Origin of the sequence: Rhodococcus yunnanensis NBRC 103083 (genome assembly GCF_001895005.1) — a bacterium.
GTDB lineage: Bacteria > Actinomycetota > Actinomycetes > Mycobacteriales > Mycobacteriaceae > Rhodococcoides > Rhodococcoides yunnanense.
Window position 1 is genome coordinate 23,300 of record NZ_BCXH01000013.1, and the last position, 16,596, is coordinate 39,895.

At 65.7% G+C, this 16,596-nt stretch carries 20 protein-coding genes; 10 read left to right on the forward strand and 10 right to left on the reverse strand.

All coding sequences use genetic code 11. From position 1 onward, the window contains the following. Positions 1 to 71 precede the first annotated feature (71 nt). Together RY1_RS19395 and RY1_RS19400 are read right to left on the reverse strand one after the other, a co-directional pair. On the reverse strand, positions 72 to 842 hold the full coding sequence (locus tag RY1_RS19395) for a CbtA family protein (protein ID WP_072805687.1): 771 nt from the start codon (positions 840 to 842) through the stop codon (positions 72 to 74). Next, positions 833 to 1,027, reverse strand: coding sequence for a CbtB domain-containing protein (locus tag RY1_RS19400; protein WP_072805811.1), 195 nt, complete (start codon positions 1,025 to 1,027; stop codon positions 833 to 835). The genes RY1_RS19395 and RY1_RS19400 overlap by 10 nt, the downstream gene beginning before the upstream one ends. 217 nt (positions 1,028 to 1,244) lie before the next feature. On the opposite strand from RY1_RS19400, the gene RY1_RS19405 reads away from it, so the two are divergent. The 4 genes from RY1_RS19405 to RY1_RS19420 all read left to right on the forward strand — a co-directional run bounded on the left by RY1_RS19405 (position 1,245) and on the right by RY1_RS19420 (position 4,332). Further along, a complete protein-coding gene (locus tag RY1_RS19405) occupies positions 1,245 to 1,811 on the forward strand; it encodes a histidine phosphatase family protein (RefSeq protein ID WP_072805688.1) in 567 nt (188 codons plus the stop codon). A 105-nt stretch (positions 1,812 to 1,916) separates the two neighbouring features. Beyond that, positions 1,917 to 2,219 (forward strand): PE domain-containing protein, encoded by a 303-nt coding sequence (locus RY1_RS19410; protein WP_072805812.1) that lies wholly within the window; start codon positions 1,917 to 1,919, stop codon positions 2,217 to 2,219. 38 nt (positions 2,220 to 2,257) lie between these two features. Beyond that, on the forward strand, positions 2,258 to 3,517 hold the full coding sequence (locus tag RY1_RS19415) for a PPE domain-containing protein (protein WP_072805689.1): 1,260 nt from the start codon (positions 2,258 to 2,260) through the stop codon (positions 3,515 to 3,517). Beyond that, positions 3,502 to 4,332, forward strand: coding sequence for an ESX secretion-associated protein EspG (locus RY1_RS19420; protein ID WP_245819765.1), 831 nt, complete (start codon positions 3,502 to 3,504; stop codon positions 4,330 to 4,332). The genes RY1_RS19415 and RY1_RS19420 overlap by 16 nt, the downstream gene beginning before the upstream one ends. Here RY1_RS19420 and RY1_RS19425 read toward each other — a convergent pair. Genes RY1_RS19425 through RY1_RS19435 form a run of 3 tightly spaced genes read right to left on the reverse strand, consistent with a single transcriptional unit; the run spans position 4,325 to position 6,660 of the window. After that, complete coding sequence (locus RY1_RS19425; RefSeq protein ID WP_072805690.1) at positions 4,325 to 4,990, reverse strand: histidine phosphatase family protein; 666 nt, start codon at positions 4,988 to 4,990, stop codon at positions 4,325 to 4,327. The two genes, RY1_RS19420 and RY1_RS19425, sit on opposite strands and share 8 nt — an antisense overlap. A gap of 16 nt (positions 4,991 to 5,006) precedes the next feature. Then, a complete protein-coding gene (gene pheA, locus RY1_RS19430) occupies positions 5,007 to 5,936 on the reverse strand; it encodes a prephenate dehydratase (protein WP_072805691.1) in 930 nt (309 codons plus the stop codon). Between the two features lie 10 nt (positions 5,937 to 5,946). Beyond that, positions 5,947 to 6,660 carry a hypothetical protein gene (locus RY1_RS19435; protein ID WP_072805692.1) on the reverse strand — a complete coding sequence of 238 codons (714 nt, stop codon included), beginning with the start codon at positions 6,658 to 6,660 and terminating at the stop codon, positions 5,947 to 5,949. 108 nt (positions 6,661 to 6,768) lie between these two features. On the opposite strand from RY1_RS19435, the gene RY1_RS19440 reads away from it, so the two are divergent. The 5 genes from RY1_RS19440 (at position 6,769) to RY1_RS19460 (ending at position 11,041) form a co-directional block, all read left to right on the forward strand. Then, positions 6,769 to 7,536, forward strand: coding sequence for a DUF2470 domain-containing protein (locus RY1_RS19440; RefSeq protein ID WP_072805693.1), 768 nt, complete (start codon positions 6,769 to 6,771; stop codon positions 7,534 to 7,536). A 16-nt stretch (positions 7,537 to 7,552) separates the two neighbouring features. After that, the gene (locus RY1_RS19445) at positions 7,553 to 8,359 is read left to right on the forward strand and encodes a CPBP family intramembrane glutamic endopeptidase (protein ID WP_072805694.1); all 807 of its coding nucleotides are present in this window, start codon (positions 7,553 to 7,555) and stop codon (positions 8,357 to 8,359) included. Positions 8,360 to 8,550: 191 nt separating this feature from the next. Next, positions 8,551 to 9,801 (forward strand): LCP family protein, encoded by a 1,251-nt coding sequence (locus tag RY1_RS19450; RefSeq protein ID WP_245819788.1) that lies wholly within the window; start codon positions 8,551 to 8,553, stop codon positions 9,799 to 9,801. 30 nt (positions 9,802 to 9,831) lie between these two features. Continuing rightward, complete coding sequence (locus tag RY1_RS19455; protein WP_072805696.1) at positions 9,832 to 10,374, forward strand: ferritin; 543 nt, start codon at positions 9,832 to 9,834, stop codon at positions 10,372 to 10,374. 112 nt (positions 10,375 to 10,486) lie between these two features. Then, positions 10,487 to 11,041 carry a ferritin gene (locus RY1_RS19460; RefSeq protein ID WP_072805814.1) on the forward strand — a complete coding sequence of 185 codons (555 nt, stop codon included), beginning with the start codon at positions 10,487 to 10,489 and terminating at the stop codon, positions 11,039 to 11,041. An 80-nt stretch (positions 11,042 to 11,121) separates the two neighbouring features. On the opposite strand, the gene RY1_RS19465 is transcribed toward RY1_RS19460, so the two are convergent. The 4 genes from RY1_RS19465 to RY1_RS19480 are packed head-to-tail and all read right to left on the reverse strand — an operon-like array spanning position 11,122 to position 14,149. After that, entirely contained in the window at positions 11,122 to 12,027 is a 906-nt protein-coding gene (locus RY1_RS19465; RefSeq protein ID WP_072805697.1) for a DUF5926 family protein, read from the reverse strand. Positions 12,028 to 12,036: 9 nt separating this feature from the next. Next, positions 12,037 to 12,804 (reverse strand): glycerophosphodiester phosphodiesterase, encoded by a 768-nt coding sequence (locus RY1_RS19470; RefSeq protein WP_072805698.1) that lies wholly within the window; start codon positions 12,802 to 12,804, stop codon positions 12,037 to 12,039. Next, positions 12,801 to 13,805: a DUF4328 domain-containing protein gene (locus RY1_RS19475; RefSeq protein ID WP_072805699.1), complete on the reverse strand. Its 1,005-nt coding sequence runs from the start codon at positions 13,803 to 13,805 to the stop codon at positions 12,801 to 12,803. Before RY1_RS19475 ends, RY1_RS19470 begins: the two co-directional genes overlap by 4 nt. Beyond that, positions 13,805 to 14,149, reverse strand: a complete 345-nt coding sequence (locus tag RY1_RS19480; RefSeq protein WP_245819767.1) for a rhodanese-like domain-containing protein — start codon at positions 14,147 to 14,149, stop codon at positions 13,805 to 13,807. The genes RY1_RS19475 and RY1_RS19480 overlap by 1 nt, the downstream gene beginning before the upstream one ends. 154 nt (positions 14,150 to 14,303) lie before the next feature. On the opposite strand from RY1_RS19480, the gene RY1_RS19485 reads away from it, so the two are divergent. After that, positions 14,304 to 15,233, forward strand: coding sequence for an LLM class F420-dependent oxidoreductase (locus RY1_RS19485; protein ID WP_174565434.1), 930 nt, complete (start codon positions 14,304 to 14,306; stop codon positions 15,231 to 15,233). On the opposite strand, the gene RY1_RS19490 is transcribed toward RY1_RS19485, so the two are convergent. Next, on the reverse strand, positions 15,221 to 16,348 hold the full coding sequence (locus tag RY1_RS19490; RefSeq protein WP_072805815.1) for an acyltransferase family protein: 1,128 nt from the start codon (positions 16,346 to 16,348) through the stop codon (positions 15,221 to 15,223). The genes RY1_RS19485 and RY1_RS19490 overlap by 13 nt on opposite strands. Positions 16,349 to 16,596: the final 248 nt, after the last annotated feature.

The window sequence follows — 16,596 nt, forward strand, 5'->3', positions numbered from 1 at the left end:
CGTGCGCTCACCGCTTGAATGAACCGTTCAAGCTATCTGAACGTATGAATGGACCATTCAAGCGATGAAAACTAGGCCGCGACGGACTCCCGAGCCTTCGACGACGCCCGGTCGGTGAGGAACGCGAAGACCAGGCCGAGTGCGATCCAGAGTGTCGCCTGAGTGGCGAGCGACGACAACCGGAAATCCCAGAGCAGGGTGGCCGGGAAATCGGCTCCCACCTCGTCGATACCCGGGAGAAGGGCATATCCGACGCCGACGACGACACCGAATGCCGCGAGCGGGGCAGCGACGCGCACTGCAACCGACTGCTGCGCGGCGACGACCTTCGCCACGTAGATGCCGACGGCGACGGCGGCGAGTCCGAGAACGACCGTTGCCAGCCACAGCCAGGTGCGCTGATCGATGGTGTCCGGGTCGCCGACGGCGGGCGGGTTCGCCGGGTACTTGAAGAACGGCACGGCCTCGATGGCAACCCAGCCGAGTATCCCGGCCACGAGGGCGAGAACCGCACCGGGAAGACGGGTGAACCGCCGTGCGTAGTGCAGGACCGTCGCGAAGATCGCTCCGAGGGCCAGACCGGCGAGTCCGGTGGCCAGGAAGAGTCCGGCTCGCTGGCCGTCGCGGCTGACAAGTGCTTCGTCGTCGTCGTGCGAGTGCGCGGCCGGCGTGGCGGCCTCGTGGGAGTGCTCACCCGCCGATTCTTCGATCGCGATGGCCGAGTCGATGTGCGGCTCACCGAGGGTGAATGCCACTGCGCCGGCGAGCAGACCCGCGATCAATCCCGCGAGCAGTCCTCTGACCAGTAGTTGAACGAATGTGCCCTGAAGAGTCAGTGGCATGGCAGGCCCAGCAGGTGGCGTCCGTCGTGCATCAACTCGTGCATGTACATCCCGCTGCGCGAGATGGCACCTTGGTCGAAGCCGACCAGGTAGAGCACGAGGAACGCGAGCAGAATCACCGCGGCCACGGCGAGGGCGAGTGCCGCCGACTCCGTGGTGTTGCTGGGGGTATGGACTGTAGCCATCTTCGGTTTTGCCTCCATGGGATTCATGCGTCCCGTCGAAACCTCCAGCGATGAGTGAGTTTTCTGGCTCTCGAACCCATCGGTTCGATCACAGTGGCGCAACCGCTCCGGATTTTGCACCGGATTACCTGCACACATCGCACTTACCAGCGAACTGTGGCACCGATCTCAGTGCGCTGTCAATCGGAACTAGAGTGTGCCGGATGAGGAGCGCTCGATGCCATCACCGGTGACTCGGCTCTCGCTGCTCAGCCACGCCACGACCGACGCGGTTCGTCGTGCCCGATTCCCTTCGGACGAACCGGTCGATTCGGGCGGACTGCGACAGATCGAGGCGATCGAGTTCACCACCCGCGCCGAGTCGGTTCTGATCGCCCCCGAACGTCGGACCAGACAGACTGCAGCCGCGCTGGGACTGCAGGGCGCACTCGTCGCCGACCTGTCCGATATCCGACTCGGCGACTGGACCGGATCGGCCATCGAGGATCTGAGCGAGAAGGAGATGCTGGGCTGGCTGACCGATACCACCACCACTCCGCCGAACGGTGAGTCCATCGACGCACTGTCGACTCGCGTGGGCAATTGGATGAATCGGGTCGGTTCCGAACATCGACGGATTCTGGCCGTCACACATCCGGCGCTCATCAGGGCCGTGGTGATTCGCACGCTCGACGCACCCCCGTCGTCGTTCTGGCGGGTCGACATTCCGCCGCTGTCGCTGACCAGCGTCAACTTCCGCGGTGGCCGGTGGACCCTTCGCAGCGTGGCCGAAAAAATCACCTGAGCTTTTTTTACTGGCGCATGGAACCGATCACCGGGTGCTCGACGTCAAACTTCACGAGGGCGGGAATCTCGTGCGCCCGCCTGCCGCAACAGTCGAGGAGTGCAGATGCCAGGACAAGTGCGCGTGGACCCCGCTGCTCTCGAAGCCGCGGCGGCGGATCTGGACGCGGCGGCAGCTCGGCTGCAGGCGAATCTGACGAGTGTGTCGTTGCCGATCCAGGCGCTGCCCTCCGGCAGCGAGGAAGTATCCCTGCTGGCCAATCGCTACTTCACGCATGCGGCAGGCTCGTTCACTCCCGCCGCCCAGCAGGCTGTGAACGAGTTGATCGACACGGCGGCTGCGTTGCGTGTGCAGGCCGCGGCGTACCGCGACGTCGATCTGGAACACAGCCGCGCACTCGACATCTGAACCGGCACCATGCATCACACCGACGGGGGTAATGAAAAATGACGCTGGGAGTCACAGGAGTCGTGTGGTTGCCACGCACGGCAATGGTCAATTCGACGGCACTGCTGGCCGGTGCAGGCCCTGCGCCCTTGGCCACGGCGTCGGGGGCATGGCAGTCGGTCGCCGCCGCGTACACCGATACGTCGGTGACCATCACCCGTGTGATGGCGGTTCTCGCCGCCGGGTGGGAGGGCGAGGCCGCGAATGCAGCGCAGGCCAGGCTCGGCGCGTTCCTCGGTTGGACCCAGGCTTCCGCCGGCAAAGCAGCGGACATCGCCGTGCACGCGGCGAGTGAGGCCGCCGCCTACACCACCGCATCGATCGCGATGCCGAATCCGGTCGAGATCGGCATGGTCCAGGCGGCGAGGACGGCGGTCTGGACATCGGGCGGCGCACTCAACGGCAGCGCCCAGGCGCTCGAGACGGTGTCGCAGGCTCTCGACGTTCGCGCCGGGATCGTCATGGATGCGTACGAAGCCGCAACGACCCCCCTCGCGTTCCCGGTCTCGTTCGACCGACCACCCGAGATCGTGAACGACGCAGGCGCGTCTGCCGGATCGACCGGATCGATCGACGACGCCACCTCGTTCGGGGCCGGTTCACAGGCTGCCGGATCCGACGGCGACACCGGTGTCTTCGGATTCGGGGCACGGACGAGCCCTGCGCAGGCTGCCATCGCCGCAATCAGTGCCGCAGTGCAGAATCCTGCGGTCACCGGGGCGGTCGGGCAGTTCGCGAGCTCGGCAGGCACGGTCGCGGGATCCTCGGTCACGACCGTCGCGTCGGCGGTCACCAACCTCGGCGGGTCCGCGGTATCGACCCTGATGAGCACACAGAGCACTCCACAACAATCGGCACACACGCTCGGTGCGGTGCGTGGGGATTCCGCCGCACCCGGCCTCACCGCGACACGGGCGGTCTCGACCGGGGCGAACGGGCCCTCGGCTGTCGGGGCGCGGCTGGCGGGGACGCTCGGCCTTCCCGGATCGACGTTGGGACCGCCCGCCCACACGGTGATCGATGCCAACCGAACTCCGTTCGGTCCCAACACTTCCGGAACGATCGGCGCAGGCCCGGCCGATGGCGCCGCAGCCACCCGAGGCACCAACGGCGGTGCGCCGATGTCCGGAACACGACCCGGCGACGGCGACGAGGAACATGTGACACCCGGGTACCTCAAGCAGTTCGAACACTTCTCCGACGGCCGCACCGTCGCACCGTCGGTCATAGGTGCCGACCCGACGTGGAACGACCGTTGATCGACTTGGGAACTCGACCACAGGGCCACGATCTGCCGTACGCAGTGCTCGACGCCGACCGAATCGACTACCTGGTCGACGCACTCGACATCGCCGAACTACCCGTCGTACTCGACGTACACCCGCGTTTCGACGACGTATCGAAACACCTACTGTCGCTGCAGCGAGGCCATGACGGACTCGTCGCAGACGGACTGCTTCCGGACGGGCGCATCCACCCGGCCATGGCCGCGTGGATGCGGATCCTCGAGCAACCCGACTGGTATGTCGCGGCCCGACTCGTTCCGCGGCCCGTCACCGAGAACGGCCCGGCCACCAGGGCCTGTTTCGCGTCGAACGAGGACGGCTCGGTGATCGCCGTGCGGACGGGACGTCGGATCACGATCAGGGCAACGTCCGTCGACCCGTCCCGCGAACTCCTCGACACCCTCGGAATGTGCGCAGCGCACGACTTTCGCAGCATCTCGGCGCCGACCGACGATCTGGCCGAGGCACTCGATGCGTCACCGACGGATCACAGTGCGACGACCGATCGGCTCGCGCATCTCGGAATCGACCCATCCGACGCAGCCGAGGTCGCCGCTGCCATGGCACTCTGTTTCTCGCACGCCGAGATAACCTCGGTCACAACCACATTCGGAGCCAGGGCGCCGGGCCGTCATCCGGTTGCTGTCTTCGACACTCACCGCGGACGTCTCGTCGCGACGTCGAGTACGGCAACGGACGGACGGCAGTGGACAACGTTGTCTCCCGGTCACGATGCACGGGTTAGAGGCGCTCTGGCGGAGCTGGTGGAGCGGGCGCGCGTCAGCTGATCGGGTTGTCCGCCACGCGGCTGCCCTTGCCTTCGAAAGGAGGCTCGAACGTCCCCCATCGAACGCATGTCCATCCGCCGTCCGCCGTGGGAACCAGTTCGACGGTCTCGGTGTTGTCCAGGTGATTGTCGGCGGCGAACTCACCGTCCACGCCACCGAGAACTGCGGCGACCAGGCGGATCGCGGCACCATGACTGACGACCACGACATCCGCGACATCCCGCGCGGTCAGGAATTCGGCGCGCAACTCGTCGAGGACAGGGACGTACCGATCGAGAATCGCTCGGCCGCTCTCACCGCCCGGCGCGTGCGCATCGAGATCCCCCGATTGCCATTTGCCGTACACGGCAGTGAAACCCGCGTGGGCTTCCTCGTCGCTACGGTCCTCCCAGTCACCGACGAAGGTTTCCTGTAGCCCGTCCCGCTCCTGCGCGAGAACGGCAGTGGCCACGGCGATGTGCTCGGCGGTCTGCCGAGCACGCAGCGCCACCGAGGACACGAGCACGCTCGGCGGGGTCGCAGCGATGGATTTGCCGAATCGCGTGGCCTGCTCGTGGCCGAGATCGGTCAGTGCAGCGCCGGGCGGGAGGGTGTCGAGCCTCTTGTCGACGTTCGCGAACGTCTGACCGTGCCGCACCAGTACCAACTTGCCCGTCATCTGCCCGCCTTGCTCTTCATCTGTCGGATCTGCCCTCACGCAGCCCCGCCAACCAGTCGATCTCCTCCTCCAACGACGGTGGTGTCCGTCCTGTTCCCGTCGCGACGGGCCAGGATCCGAGATACCGGAGTTTCATCTTTCGATGCAACGCGCCGAGCGCTTCGGCCACTGCCGGGTCGTCGATGTGGCCGACGCAGTCCACGTAGAAGCGATAGGTGCCGAATTCTGTTCGGGTCGGCCGTGATTCGATACGTGTGAGGTCGATGTCACGGATGCCGAACTCCGCCAGCGCAGCCAGAAGCGCTCCGGGCTGATTGTCGGGCATCAAAACCAGCGCGGTGCGATCGGCCCCGGTGGGAGCAGGCGCCTTTCTCGGTGTGCCGACGAGGACGAACCTGGTTCGGGCGGTCTCGATGTCGGCGACTCCAGTGGCCAGTGCCGGAAGGTGGAGCCGAACGCCGGCGAGAGGCGTGGACACAGCGGCGTCGGCGAGCCCAGCGGCGACGTCCTCGGCTGCACCGGCATTGGACGAGGCGAACTGCACCTCCGCACGGGGAAGGTTGGCCTCGAGCCACAGCCGAACCTGCGCCGCGGCAATCGGATACGCCCGGATCGAACGAACGTCCTCCGCGGCGATACCCGGTCGCCCCAGAATGGAGAACGCGATGTCGATTTCGGTCTCGGCAAGGATCTGAAGCCTGCTCGACGCGGCCAGGGCATCGAGCGTCGGCGGTACGGACCCCTCCACCGAACTCTCTATCGGCACCACGGCCGCGTCCACGTCGCCGTCACGGACCGCCTGCAGCGACGCCGGTGGACTGCTGAGGGGAACGCGCTCGATGTGGTCGTCGAATCCGAGTGACGCGAACACGCCGTCGGACTCCAACTGGCCGACCGCCATTTCGGTGAATGTTCCCGATGGACCGAAGTACGCGATTCTGGGCACGATTTTCAGGTTACGTCGTCGACGACTCGGCAGGGACCAAACCCGCCGCGACGAGATCTCGGTGTGCTGCTGTGGCGTCGCCGATCTCGATTCCGAGCAGTACCGTGCGGACAGCATCCGCTGCCTCGGGACGCAGTGCGGTCAGTGCCGCGAGGTTCGGCGATGCGAACGCCGCGAGAATGTCGTCGCCTCGCAGCGCCGCCACGGTGGCAGCGATGACGGAAATGACCTCATCGCCTGTTCGAGCTCGGGCGGTGAACCCGACGTCCGAGTGTGCGACGACGGCAAGCACATCGGCGATGGCGCGAGGCGAATCCCACGCTGCGAATCCCGGTGTGCGGTGCGCCTCGACGATGGTGGTGACGGTGTCGAGCACCGACCCTTCACCGAGCTCGGGAAAGACGACCACGGGGGACGGCAGACGCAGCTCGATTGCCTCGCTCAGCGTGTCTTCACGGACGTTCACGTGATATCGGACCACTTCGTAGCTCGCACGGGTGCGGCCGTGCAGTTCGGCGGGATCCACATCGAGTTCGACGACGACGCGTCCGAGGTCGGTCGCCTCGTCCAGTTCCAGCAGAGTCGAGGCCGCGAGCACCGTCGGGCCCGAGGTGATCGTCTTCGCCAACCCGTCGGGGGCGGAGTATCGCTGCTGCAGGAGACCGGTGACGAGCGCGTGCGGGTCGGGTCGGTGCGGCACGCCGAGAGTCAAGGGAATGGACACCGTTACACGGTAGTCGGGAAGAAATGGGTCCCAGCACTTGCGATACCGGGAAGCGTGAACTAACTTAGGTTTGCCTCACCTACAGCAACCATCGCATCGGAGGAGCCCATGATCGGCGCTACCACCACTGGACCATCGACCGCCGAACGAGTTCGCAGCGCATGTTCGCGCGCGGACGGTGCAGCACTGGCGATCGAGGGCAGTGAGCCCATCGTGACCGCGCTGCACCACTTGCGATCCAACGGCGAGGTGATCCTCGCGGTGCCGATGGATTCGACCCTGGGCGCCATCGCGTGGCAGTCGTCGCGCGCAGGGGTTCCCGCGGTGCTCGAGCTGACCGATCACGCGCCGCTTGCGCTGCGTGAACCGGTTCGTTCGCTCGTGTGGTTGCGCGGCGATCTTCGACCGGTCCCGGAGTCCCTCATGCGGCCGATGGCAGGCGCGGTCGCCTCCGAGCATCCCCACCCGTCCCTGCTCGATGTCGGGCACAGCACGGTTCTTCTTCGTCTGATCCTGTCCTCCGCCGTCGTCGCCGACAGCACGGGCGCCGAGCCGGTCGCCATCGACGATCTGCTCGCGGCCGAACCCGATCCGTTCTGGGAGATGGAAACCAGCTGGCTGCAGCATCTCGACGAGGATCACGCAGACCTCGTCAACCAGCTTGCGCGACGCCTCCCGCCGTCGCTGCGACAAGGTCGCATTCGTCCGTTGGGCATCGACCGCTACGGCATTCGCCTGCGAATCGAGAGCGACTACGGCGACAACGACGTCCGGCTCGGCTTCGCGGAACCCGTCGACGACATGGCCTCACTGAGCCGCGCGCTGCGCGTACTCGCCGGCTGCCCGTTCCTCAACGGACTGCGCGCACGGGGCTAGCCCTCATACTCGTGAGGTGATCGATGCGAAGACCTGGTTGAACCCGCCCTCACCCGAAACCGGCCCACCGATCGATCCTGCCGAGCGGCGTGCGATCAAGATCGAGATCGCCATCGTTCTGCTCGTCACGTTCGGGTTGAGCGGGCTGAGCAGCATCCTCTCGCTCGTCGAGGACGCGCTGCTGGCCGGCAGCCTGTCGGATCAGACCGTCGCGCTGAACACGTCGAGTTCCAGTCTCGGCCTCATCGACCTGCTGTATCAGCTTCTCCGCATTCTCCGTTTGTGTGCGTGGGGCGCGCTCGGGCTGTACCTACTGTGGCGGGCGGGGCTCGGCCCACGACTCGTCGGTCTCGCGAGGCCACGCTGGCGGACCGACGGGCTGCAGGGCGTCGGCCTCGCCGCGCTCATCGGGCTTCCCGGATTGGTCCTGTACCTCGTCGCGAACGCTCTCGGCTTCAACCTGACGGTCGTGCCCAGTGCCATCGACGACCACTGGTGGCGCGTTCCTGCCCTCGTCCTGTACGCATTCGCGAACTCGGGTGCCGAGGAGATCATCGTCGTCGCGTATCTGATCTCGCGGCTGCGACGCCTCGGTCTCAGCGAGAACACATCGTTGCTGGCCTCGGCGCTTCTTCGAGGCTCGTACCACCTCTACCAGGGGCTCGGCGGCGGGATCGGCAATGTCGTGATGGGGCTGGTCTTCGGCCGCTACTGGCAGAAGACCGGTCGGTTGTGGCCGTTGCTGCTCGCGCACGCGTTGATCGACATCGTCGCTTTCGTCGGCTACACAGCACTTCGCGACCATCTGTCGTGGCTGCCGTAGGGCACTGAGGGCCGACTGCTGGGTACAGTCGATGCGTGAACGACGACCAGCGGAATCGGGGGATCCCCAGGCAGGGCCCACCGCACCCGCCGCGCCGTGTTCCGCCGCCACCCGGCTATCGACCGCCGCCGGGCACTCGGCCACCTCCGCCGCGCAGGCCGGATGTGCCACCACCGGAAGGCACCCAGGTCATCCGCCGTGACGGTCGCCCGTCGGGGCCGCCGCAGCCGGGTCCACACGGGCCACAGGCCTGGTCACAGGCTCCCGAACCGGGTTCCCTCTCGCGGGGACCGAACCCGACCCAGCACTATCCGAGTAACCGGCGCTCGGAAGAACGGCGGGGTGAACAGGATCGCATCCAGTACGCGCCACGGCAGAATCCGCAGCCGTACACCGAGGAACCTCCGCGTCGGCAGCCACCACGCCGCGACCCACCGCCGCCTCAGCGGCCACTTCGTCGACCCGAACCACCGACACCTCCGCGCGCCCGCAGGAAGCGGCATTGGGGACGACGGTTCGGGGTGACCTTCCTCGCGCTACTGCTCGTCTTCGGCGGCCTCCTCTACTACGTCGACAGCTCGCTCACGCGTGTCGACGCCCTGAGCAACTACGACGGCCGAATCGCCGACACACCGGGCACCAACTGGCTGCTGGTGGGATCCGACAGTCGTACCGGCCTGACTCCCGAGCAGGAAGCTGCGCTGGCGACGGGCGGCGAGACGGGGCCGTCCCGCACCGACACGATCATCCTCATCCACATGCCCGAAGGCAGCGGGCCTGCGACGATGGTCAGCCTCCCGCGCGATTCGTACGTGTCGATCCCCGGGTACGGCGAGGACAAACTCAATGCGTCGTTCGCGTTCGGCGGCGCCCCGCTGCTGGTCCAGACAGTCGAAGGCGCAACGGGACTACGCGTGGACCACTACGCGGAGATCGGGTTCGGCGGGTTCGCCGGCATCGTCGACGCAATCGGCGGCGTCGACGTCTGCTTGAACAACGCCATCAGCGACCCGTTGGCAGGAATCGACCTCCCGGCAGGATGCCAGGAGTTGGCGGGCTCGGAGGCACTCGGGTTCGTCCGCTCTCGCGCGACGGCGCTCGCCGACCTCGACCGCATGAACAACCAGCGGCAATTCATGTCTGCGTTGCTCGCGAAAGCCACAAGCCCTGCCACCTTCCTCAATCCGTTGCGGGTGTGGCCGCTCGTCAAGGACACCGTGAACTCCCTCAGTGTCGATTCCGGCGATCACATCTGGAATCTCGGGGCGTTGGCGTGGGCCATGCGCGGCGATCTCATCACCACGACCGTGCCGGTGGCCGGGTTCGAGGACACCGACGTGGGGAACGTTCTGATATGGGACGACGACCGCGCGTCGCAATTCTTCGGCGCCCTGGCCGACGACCGTCAAATCCCCGAAGAACTCCGGACTTCCGGCCCCTGACAACGAAGTTCGAGCGGTAATCTGATCTCCATGACGTCGACCGAGAACGACAGTGCGTTCCACGATCTCCTGCGAGCACAGATCGGACACGAGTTCGCGGCCTCACAGCAATACATCGCAATCGCAGTCTGGTTCCACAGCAACGACTTGCCACAACTTGCCCGACGCTTCTACGCGCAGGCGAGCGAGGAACGCGGTCACGCAATGATGATGGTGCAGTACCTGATCGACAAGGACGTCACCGTCGCCGTTCCCGGCGTGCCGGACGTCGTCACCGAGTTCGCGAAAATCGCCGAACCCGTGGAACTCGCCCTGAGCCAAGAGAAGACGGTCACCGAGCAGATCACCGCACTCGCCCGCACTGCACGAGAGTCGGGCGACTACATCGGCGAACGCTTCGTGCAGTGGTTTCTCCAGGAACAGGTCGAGGAAGTTGCGAGCGTGCGCAGGCTGCTCAATATCGTGCACCGCGCAGGCGGAGAACTGTTCGATGTAGAGGAATACGTCGCTCGCGAAACGACGGCGCGGGTGAACCGGACCACAAACGCACCCAAACAAGCGGGAATCATCTGAACATTTCCCCTGGTGGAAGTAAAGAATTAGGCGAATCTTATTTAGGCAACCTTCGCCTCAATAAGGACGCGCTTGGATGACAATGTGCTCTGACCAGCATATTCTCTTCTTCATGAGCGCAGACATCAAAGAAACCACACATTCGAAGTTCCACGCACTTCTCCGCGACCAGATTCGCAACGAATTCAATGCGTCGCATCAGTACATCGCAACTGCGGTGTATTTCGACAACGTCGACCTGCCGCAGTTGGCCAAGCACTTCTACGCGCAGGCCGTCGAAGAGCGTAACCACGCGATGATGATCGTTCAGTACTTCCTGGACCGCGACATCACCGTCGAACTCACCGGAGTCGACCCGTCGAAGTCCGTCTTCACCGATGCGCGCGAGCCGATCGCCCTGGCTCTGGCACAGGAAGAGACCGTCACCGATCAGATCATCACCCTCGCGAGCACGGCCCGCGAAGAGGGCGACTACCTGGGCGAGCAGTTCATGCAGTGGTTCCTCAAGGAGCAGGTCGAGGAAGTTGCCAGCATGAAGACGCTGCTCAACATCGCCGACCGCGCAGGACACAACCTGTTCGATCTCGAAGAGTTCGTCGCCCGAGAGTTCTCCGGCGCAGCCGCTGCCGACGCAGGTGCACCGCACGCTGCCGGCGGTTCCATCTAGCACGCCCGCTGCGCTCACAGGTGGCACGACCCCGACGGGGCCGTGCCACCTGGCTTGTCAGCCCCGTGCCACCTGGTTATTCAGCGCAGTGTGACCTGACGGCCGCGTAGGCCGTCACGCGAGCGTCGTTGCTCCGACGTCAGCGGCGCATCCACGGCGAGCGCCTCCGCCAGCTTGACACCGAATTCGCTTGTGGGCGTTGCCCATTCGGTGGGATGCAACTCCGGATCCAAGTCGAACACCGGCACCAGAAGTCCGTGCGTGCGGAACGAACCCGCGTACCGCGAGCCCTCCCCCAACGTGAGATCTCCTGCGGCATGCAGCCGTGCCAGCGCGAGCATCAGCTCGTCCTCGCTCTCCGGCCGCACCCATCGCAGATGCGCCTTGTCCCCGGCGTCGACCCACCACGCGGCGACGAGACCGTCGCCCTCGAGCCGCGCCGACGGCATGATCGCCTGGTTCGCCCGCTCCACGGTAGCCGCGACATCCGGTGCAGGATCGACGTTTTCGGGCAGCCACCAGTTGAAATCCTGATGCACGGTGATGTCCAGCTCCACGGCCGGATCGAGAACCTCCGCGAGTGCGGCCGTATTGCCGTCGGGATTGGCCGCGTCGAGCGACTCACCCGGCTGCGACGTCGACGCCCACCGCAGTGCGCTGCTCAGATCGGCAGCCGGATTCGGCGAATGCGCCTGCACCTGCAGACCGGCGAACCCTCGTTCGACACCGCCCTCCTCGCGCACCAACGCCGCTACGGCACCGGGAAGCACCGTCGCGATGGTCACCGCCCGGCCACCGATCTCCACGGGCGCCGTCGCCGAGGGCACGAACTCACGCAGTGCGACAAGATCGCACTCGGCCTTCACACCATGGAACGGACGTACCGGCGCAGCCTGCAGGCTCTCCCGCTCGGCTTCCCGCAGCGCCAGCTTCGCCGCTCGGTTGCTGTCCTGCTTCGGACCACTGTTTCTTTTGCTCTTACCCACGACCGAAACCTACACGCTGGACAGCCACGCCCGCGTTCGCCCAGGATTGTTCGTCGCGATCCATCCGACACCCAGATCGCGACACAGTTCCACGTCTTGCTTCTCGTCGACCGTCCAGCAATACGTCGCACGTCCCGACGCGGCTGCCCTGTCGACGATGGTCGGATGTTCCCGCAGACTGCGGATCGACGGCCCGACGGCAGTGGCTCCCACCGTCGTCGCCGCGCCCCCGCCGAGGTAGTACGACGAGTCCCCGAGCAACACCGTCGGCAGCAGCGGCGCCGAACGCCGGATCCGCCACACCGCCGTGGGCGCGAAGGACATGATGACCGCACGCGAATGGTCCGCGGAGGCGGGCTGTGCGATGCCGAACCGATGCAACTCCGCGAGGACCTTGCTCTCGATCAGGCTTCCGTAGCGCACCGGGTGCTTGGTCTCGATGAACAGTTTGGTGGGTTTGCTGTTCCAGCTGAGTACCAACTCGATCAGGTCCGCGAGAGTCAGCAGTTCGGCGGGCTCGGTGTCGTCGCCGTAATCGAACGTCTTGAGTGTGTCGTAGGACAGTTCACTGACGATGCCGGTACCGGACGACGTTCGGTCGACGCGGCGGTCGTGGACGCACACGATGTGGCCGTCCCTGGTGAGCCGAACATCGCATTCGAGCCCGTCGGCGCCTTCCCGCAACGCCAGATCGTATGCGGCGAGCGTGTGTTCCTTCTTCTCCGCCGACGCCCCTCGATGCGCGACGACGAACGGCCCACGCCGGTCGGTGCTCATGGCGTCGTCGCCCCTTCTTCGGCAGGCACGGATGTGGTGGGCTCGGAACCGGCAGGTTCGGGCGCGGGTCGGTTGGCTGCGATCACCCAGCGCGTGGGCGCGGGTCGATCGGTACCGCGCAGGCTCCGACTCTCGACGTCGCGCATCACCCGCAGCGTCAGGAATGCAACCCCGGCCGCGACGAGCGCCAGTACGGCCGAGAACAGAACTCCGTCGGCCCTGGCCTGCAGGGTCTCGCGTGTACGCCACAGGATCGCGGCGAGCACGAGCAACCAGTTCACGACCCAGCATGCCCACCAGATCCGCACGAGCACTGTCAGCCTGGGGCGGTCGCTTCGGCCACGAACGTCGACCAACTCGGTGAGGAACACTCCCGGAAGCACGAGCGAGACGACGGGAAGCAGACAGCCGAGGAACAGCGTCCGTGACGTCCGAGGTTCACAGGCACCCGAACGTTCGAAGAATTCACGTCTGCTTCGGACGAGCCAGCACGTCGACGCCACCGCCGCGGCCACGCCGATGACGATCGAGGCGATCTGCGCGAACAACACGAGTGCGTCCGAGGCGACGAGCGCCGTGCGGCTGACGAGCCACGTCCGGTTGTACAGCAGAATTCCGTACCGGACGAACTCGGCCACGGAGGCGAGCAGAAGCAGAACCCCGGTGAGAACCAGAAGACCCGATGCGGATGCGGCCCATCGATCGAGTCGCGGCGGACGCCCCTCGTCGCGGCGCACAGGCCGATCGACGAGCCCCCAGCGCGGGATCTCGTCGTAGTGCGGTCTCGTTCGCGGTTGCCGCGGTATCGGCGATCGGGCGGCAACCGGCGTTCTGCTCTTGGGCTTACGGGCCACCCAGCGGAAATTTCGAACACCCTGCGCGGGAGCCTGCACGGACACAGGCGACAGCAGAACCCCATGGCAGCGCGGACACCACACCGCAGGGAGGTTCCCCACCGGCCACCGCGTGGCGCAGCGCGCGCAGACCTGGAATGCGGGCACTAGAGGATTCTCGCCTCGGCGCCGTCGTCACGCACGAGGGGACGGCCGGAGTGCTGCCACGCCGACATACCACCGTCGACGTTGATGGCGTCGTACCCGATCTGGTTGAGATATTCGACGACGCGAGCAGACCTGCCGCCTGCCTTGCACACCACGTACAGCCGAGCGTCGATGTCGACCTCGGCGAGCCGGGACGGCACCTCGCTCATCGGGATGTGCACGGCACCCGGCGCATGGCCCTGCTCCCATTCGTCGTTCTCTCGGACGTCGAGCAGAATCACCGGCTCCGAGAGATCGGACGGCAGTTCGGCGGCGGACACGGAGGGCAGACCCGAAGCAGACACTCCCCGATCTTGTCACGCGTGAGCCGAGCCCTGCCACCCACGAAGATAGTTATCCACATTATCCACAGGCCACTCCACAGAATTCGGACATGCACCGGTTTTCATCCACAGGCTTGCCCGCGCCGAAACTCATAGGATTCGGTCCATGGCCGACATCGAACTCAGAATTTTCACCGAACCTCAGCAGGGCGCGACCTACGACGACCTCGTCCGTGTGGCCCAGGCCGCGGAGCAACTCGGATTCGGCGCATTCTTTCGCTCCGACCACTATCTGGCAATGAATTCCGACGGGCTCCCCGGACCGACCGACGCGTGGATCACACTCGCCGGAATCGCACGGGAGACCTCGACGATCCGACTCGGCACCCTCGTCACCTCGGCGACGTTCCGGTACCCGGGACCGCTCGCGATCAGCGTCGCGCAGGTCGACGCGATGAGCGGCGGCCGCGTCGAGCTCGGCCTCGGCGCCGGGTGGTTCGAGGCCGAACACGCGGCGTACGGAATTCCGTTCCCGCCGTTGGGCGAGCGATTCGACCGGCTCGAAGAATCGTTGGCGGTGATCACCGGCCTGTGGGAAACGCCTGTCGGACAAAGATTCTCGTACGACGGCACGCACTATCCCATCTCCGATTCGCCTGCACTTCCCAAACCGGTGCAGAGCCCTCGTCCGCCGATTCTGATCGGCGGCGGCGGCAAGAAACGGACGCCTGCTCTCGCCGCGAAGTACGCCGACGAGTTCAACATTCCGTTCGCCTCGCTCGCGGACACGCGCACGCAGTTCGACCGCGTCCGCGCGGCGTGCACGTCCGTCGGCCGCGATCCTGCCTCGCTCGCATACTCGACGGCGTTGGTCCTGTGCTGCGGGAAAACCGAGGACGAGGTGGCTCGCCGGGCCGCGGCGATCGGCCGCGACGTGTCCGACCTGCGCGAGAACGGCGCCGCGGGCTCACCGGCCGAGCTCGTCGACAAGATCGGACGCTTCGGCGAGCTGGGCGCGTCGCGGGTGTACCTGCAGACCCTCGACCTGAGCGATCTCGACCATCTGGGGCTCGTCGCGTCCGAGGTGATGAGTCAGCTGCGCTGACCCACGGTCCGCACTTTCAGCCACCGTGCTGCGGGTACCTCGACCCATCGGTACAAAGCCTCGGACACCGCAGCCGTGACGCCGAGAAACGCGACAACGGCTCCGGTGGGCCCGGTGTACGGCACGACGTTCTCGTAGACCCGATACAGGATCAACGTGTGTACGAGATAGATCGCGTAACTGCGGGTGCCGGTCCAGTGCACGATCCGCCAGTGCGCGAATCGGCCGTCGTATCGGGCGAGCAGCAGCACGGCACCGGTGACGACGACGATGGTCCACAGATACTGGTCACCGGCCCAGTACGCGTGGACATCGGTCGCCAGTCGCACCACCTCGGCCTGCGCGATGACGCCGACGACGACCCAACGCCAGCCGATGATCTTGGCCCATCCGAGGTAGATGATCTGCCCGAGGAACAGCGTCGGAAGTGTGGCGGCGATCTTCGAGAGCATCGGCACGGCCCACGGCTGCGGGATGTAGAGGTTGTAGATCAGCACCACCGCGCACAGGATCGCTCCCGCGATGGGCACGACGATCGGGCGGCGGCGCAGCAGTCCGCGCGCAGCCGTGCAGTAGAGGTAGAAGATGAGCTGCACGGTCAACGTCCACGTCACGCCGAGTACCGCCACCTCCGGTTTCAGGAAGAAGCCTCCGAGGACGAAACTCAGCGCGGCCTCACCGTTGCTGATACCGCTCTGTCCGCTGAACATGCCGTTGATACCCAACCTGACCAGCAGGACGGCCATGGCGACGGTCACCCACAGCGCCGGAATCAACCGTGACAGCCTGCTGATCGCGAAGTCCTTCCGCGATTGCCTGATGGCCGATCTCGTGACGAGCAGACCTGTCAACAGCATGAAGATCGCGACGCCGACGAAGGACAGGTGCTGGTTGAGACCTGCCTCCTCGATGAAGATGCGATACACGACGTCGATCACCCACCACCCCTCACCGCGATCGTCGATCAGGTAGAAGGAGATGTGGGAGTACAGCACTGCGAGAACTGCGATCGTTCTGAGCAGGTTGGCGCCGGCCAGTTGGACCCGAGGCGCGTGGACTTGTGGCGATTCTGCGGGTGCGTCGGCGTGATCGCTCGACCTTCGCAGGGGGGCCACCCGCGTCACTCTAGATTCTTGTTCATCTGCCGGACGAATCGAGACACCGAGCTGTGACCTCCCCGTGACCTATCGATTCCCGCGCACGCGTGGTCAGCGGCCATTCCTTCATGCGTCGCGCATGCGTGTTTTTATTCCGAGAAATGCATCTCGAGTACAACTGTTGCACTGGGGGTAGTAATGAGATTGGGTTGAACCCGAGAGACGATCCGCAGTTAGGACGAACGCGTCGGCATCACGGTAGACGC